Source organism: Rhizobacter sp. (genome assembly GCF_031412495.1).
Taxonomy (GTDB): Bacteria; Pseudomonadota; Gammaproteobacteria; order Burkholderiales; family Burkholderiaceae_C; genus Schlegelella_A.
This window is the reverse complement of sequence record NZ_JANODC010000546.1, coordinates 1-2,636: the sequence shown is the minus strand read 5'-3', so window position 1 is coordinate 2,636 and position 2,636 is coordinate 1. Positions and strand designations below refer to the sequence as shown.

Annotated in this window: 3 protein-coding genes and 1 pseudogene; 1 reads left to right on the top strand and 3 read right to left on the bottom strand. The window is 70.8% G+C overall.

Going from position 1 to position 2,636, the window contains the following annotated elements; translation table 11 throughout:
- Positions 1–462 (top strand): LysE family transporter (locus tag AC30N0_RS20430; protein ID WP_489519710.1); only part of this gene is annotated, 462 nt, incomplete at its 5' end.
- 19 nt (positions 463–481) lie between these two features.
- Here AC30N0_RS20430 and AC30N0_RS20425 read toward each other — a convergent pair.
- The 3 genes and pseudogenes from AC30N0_RS20425 to gyrB form a co-directional block, all read right to left on the bottom strand.
- Positions 482–970 carry an NUDIX domain-containing protein gene (locus AC30N0_RS20425; protein ID WP_489519709.1) on the bottom strand — a complete coding sequence of 163 codons (489 nt, stop codon included), beginning with the start codon at positions 968–970 and terminating at the stop codon, positions 482–484.
- Between the two features lie 72 nt (positions 971–1,042).
- Complete coding sequence (locus AC30N0_RS20420) at positions 1,043–1,684, bottom strand: YbhB/YbcL family Raf kinase inhibitor-like protein (protein WP_489519708.1); 642 nt, start codon at positions 1,682–1,684, stop codon at positions 1,043–1,045.
- A gap of 10 nt (positions 1,685–1,694) precedes the next feature.
- Positions 1,695–2,636: pseudogene (gene gyrB / locus AC30N0_RS20415) on the bottom strand (DNA gyrase subunit B); the annotation flags it as partial.

Here is a 2,636-nt window from a genome sequence, read left to right as displayed (position 1 = left end):
CAGGTCCTCATGTGGCTCGCGGTGGCCGGCGTCGCTGCCCTGCTCGCCGCCTACCCGGCCGCCTTTCGGGGCGTGCAGTGGCTGGGCGCCGCCTACCTAGCCTGGCTCGGCCTGCGCATGCTGCTCGCCAAGCCCGGGGCGGCGCCGGTCCTGAACATTCGCACCGGGCACTACTTCCGCCAGGCCTTCGTCATCACCTTGCTCAACCCCAAGGCGATCGTCTTCTACATGGCCTTCTTCCCGCTGTTCGTGGATCCGGCCCGCCATGCCGGCATCGACACATTTGCGGTCATGGCCCTGACCATCGCCGCCCTGACCTTCCTCTACGGCCTGGTCGTGACGCTGCTCACGCACCGTCTCGCCGAGCGGCTGCGCGCCAACCCCAAGGTGAGCCGGCTCTTCAGCCAGGCCGCCGGCGTGTTCATGATCGGCTTCGGCGTCAAGCTCGCGCTCTCGCGCTGAGCCGACGCCAGGCCGACGACTAGGCTGCGAGCGGCTGCGCGCGTTCGCGCAGGAGGGGGACGACGGTGTCCAGTTCCAGGCTCGTCAGCAGCGCCGCCATCTTTGGCGTGCACAGTTCCGCCACGCGGACGACGTCGAACCAGCCGAAGCCGTCCATCTCGGGCCGCGCACGCCCGGTGCCGCGCTCGATGAAGACGCTGTCGCAGTGGAGCAGGCGGGTGTCGAACCGTTCGGCGAGGAAGGCGAACAGGTGCAGGTCCTTCTTGGCCGTGTAGGGATGCCGCCCCAGGTCGAGCGAGGCGTCCGCGGCGAGGTCGAGGCCGGTCTCCTCGCGCGTCTCGCGCAGCGCCGCCTGCAGCGGGCTCTCGTTGGCATGGATGCCGCCCTTGGGCAGGTCCCAGTGCCGCTGCCCCGTGACATGGCACAGCAGCAACTCGCCGCCGCCGGCGGTGAGCAGGACGACGCCGCAGCTCAGGCGGCGGTGGTGGGTGAGGGTGTCATCGGGCACGTCCGATTGTCTCGCGCCGCCCTTTCCCGTGAGCGCGTCAGGCCACCGCGCGCGCCAATTCCGGACGATCTTTCAGACTGCCAGCGGCGGCACCGATGCGGTCACGGCCTCTTCGTCGCCGATGCGGATCGACGTGTCCGGCCGCTCGTAGGTGCCGATCAGGCGGCCGCTCGCCAGGCCGCGCTCGCGCACGGCCTCGAGCACCGCCTCGCGGCCCGGCGCGCCGTCGAAGGCCGGGCCGGCCTCCAGCGCGAAGAGCTGGAAGGCGTAGCAGTGCACGCCGTGCCCGGGCGGCGGATCGGGCGGCAGCCAGATCGCCTGGAGCAAGGAGTTGCGCCCGACCTGCAGGCCGATGCCCTCGTTGTCGCTGCTCGGCAGGGCGGCTTCGGCCAAGGCGCCCTCGGCCGCAGCCTCCATGTCGACGACGATCGCATGCACCAGTGGCTGCGGGGTCGGGGAATCGGCGTCCTCGACGATGAGCACGAGCGACGCGGCGGCCGGCGGCACGCCCGACCACTGCAGTGGCGGCGACACGCCGGCGCCGTCGGCGGTGTAGCGATCGGGCAGCGGCGCGTGATCGGCGAAGACCAGGCTGGTGACCGTGATGGCGGCCATGCCCTGGCGCAGGTCGACGGCGTTGAACGCGGTCTTGTCGAGGCCGGCGCGCTGCTCGCGCAAGGCGTGGCCGATCGCGTCCGGCAGGTTCTCGAGCATGGGCCCCCGGTCAGACGTCGATGTTGGCGGCGCGGCGCGCGTTGCCTTCGATGAAGTTGCGACGCGGCTCGACCTCGTCGCCCATCAGCATGGTGAAGACGCGGTCGGCCTCGATGGCGTCGTCGAGCTGGACCCGCAGCAGGCGGCGCACGGCCGGGTCCATGGTCGTCTCCCAGAGCTGGGCCGGATTCATCTCGCCGAGGCCCTTGTAGCGCTGGCGCGCGACGGCGCCTTCGGCCTGGACCAGCAGCCAGGCCATCGCCTCGCGGAAGTCGCCGACCCTCGCTTCCTTCTGCCGGTCGCCCTCGCCGCGCTTGACGATGGCGTTCTTGCCGACCAGGCCCTTGAACGTCTGCCCGGCCGTGCTCAGCGCCTCGTAGTCAGCACCGTGGACGAAGTCGGAGCTGATGACGCTCGACTTGATGTTGCCGTGGTGCAGGCGGCTGATGCGCAGGACGTGCTTGTCGGTGCGGGCGTCGAACTCGGCCGCGACCTCGGCCGCGTTTTCCCCTTTCAGCAGCGCCGACTGCAAAGCCCGGGCCGAGGCTTCGGCCGCGTCGAGGGTGTCGAGGTCGAGGGCGAGGCCGTTGGCGATCGCGCGCAGGGCGTCGACGTCCATCCAGCTCGACAGCCGCTCGACGACGTTCTTGGCGATGACGTACTTCTGCGCCAGCGCCTCCAGCGTCTCGCCCTGCAGCACGGGCGCCGCGTCGCCGCCGCCGCCGGAGCCTTCGTGGCCGGTCTCGAGGCGCGCTTCCTTCAGCGCCACGCGCATCAGGTAGCTGTCGAGCTCGTGGCCGTCCTTCAGGTACTGCTCGTCCTTGCCGAACTTCACCTTGTAGAGGGGCGGCTGGGCGATGTAGATGTGGCCGCGCTCGACGAGCTCGGGCATCTGCCGGAACAGGAAGGTCAGCAGGAGGGTGCGGATGTGGGCGCCGTCGACGTCGGCGTC

Excerpts from the sequence above, each read along its gene's own strand:
- AC30N0_RS20420 (WP_489519708.1), bottom strand. The coding sequence starts at position 1,684 with ATGCTCGAGAACCTGCCGGACGCGATCGGCCACGCCTTGCGCGAGCAG.